This window comes from Methylobacterium sp. WL116, from assembly GCF_008039455.1.
Lineage (GTDB): Bacteria > Pseudomonadota > Alphaproteobacteria > Rhizobiales > Beijerinckiaceae > Methylobacterium.
In genome coordinates, this window is record NZ_VRUV01001044.1 from 1 (window position 1) to 665 (window position 665).

General features: G+C 77.4%; 1 protein-coding gene. It reads right to left on the reverse strand.

Going from position 1 to position 665, the window contains the following annotated elements; translation table 11 throughout:
• Positions 1-11: 11 nt before the first annotated feature.
• Positions 12-296: a hypothetical protein gene (locus tag FV223_RS29305; protein ID WP_147730073.1), complete on the reverse strand. Its 285-nt coding sequence runs from the start codon at positions 294-296 to the stop codon at positions 12-14.
• Between the last annotated feature and the right edge of the window lie 369 nt (positions 297-665).

Consider the following 665-nt stretch of genomic DNA (forward strand, 5'->3'; position numbering starts at 1 on the left):
GCCCGGACCCGCTACGCGGCCTCGGAGGCGGCCGGGCACCGGCCGTGATCGGGCCGACGCCGGGATCTCGGTGCGCGCCGAACCCGGGCGACGCGAGACGCTTCGGTGCCGGGCGTGATCCTTTGCGGCGGCACCTCGGATCTCGGGACCCCCCGAAGGCCGAGGGCGGCATCGCGCCGCCGGAAGCGACGTGCGGCGGCTCGGCCGTCGACGCGGAACCCGGGGTCGAGCGACAGGCCGCCGCCGACCACCGCGATCCAGAACAGGCGGGCGACGAGGCTGGGCTGGCCGGGCATGAACGACGCCTCACGCGGCCGGCCCCACCGGCCGGCTCCTCGCCGACAGCCATCGCACCCGGCGATGCCCGATCCCTGAATCGGCCCGGCGAGCGCCGCGGAAAGCTGTGGATTTCCCGGGGGCGGGCGCCCGCGAGCGGATCGCGTCGCGCTGTCCGGCTCCCCCTCCCGGAGGAGAGGGCCGGGGCGAGGGGCATGACCCACCCGGACGGGTCGTGCCCCGCAATCCGCCCGTCTCCCACGGGGGACGGGACGCGGGTTCTGCCGGGCCCGGTCGGGCGATCGGAAGAACCCGGCGATCAGCCCTCGGCGGCGCTGCGGCCTCGGCCAGCAGCGTCGCAAGACCCGCGGCAAGGCCGCACCCGAGGC

Excerpts from the sequence above, each read along its gene's own strand:
- FV223_RS29305 (WP_147730073.1), bottom strand. The coding sequence starts at position 296 with ATGCCCGGCCAGCCCAGCCTCGTCGCCCGCCTGTTCTGGATCGCGGTG.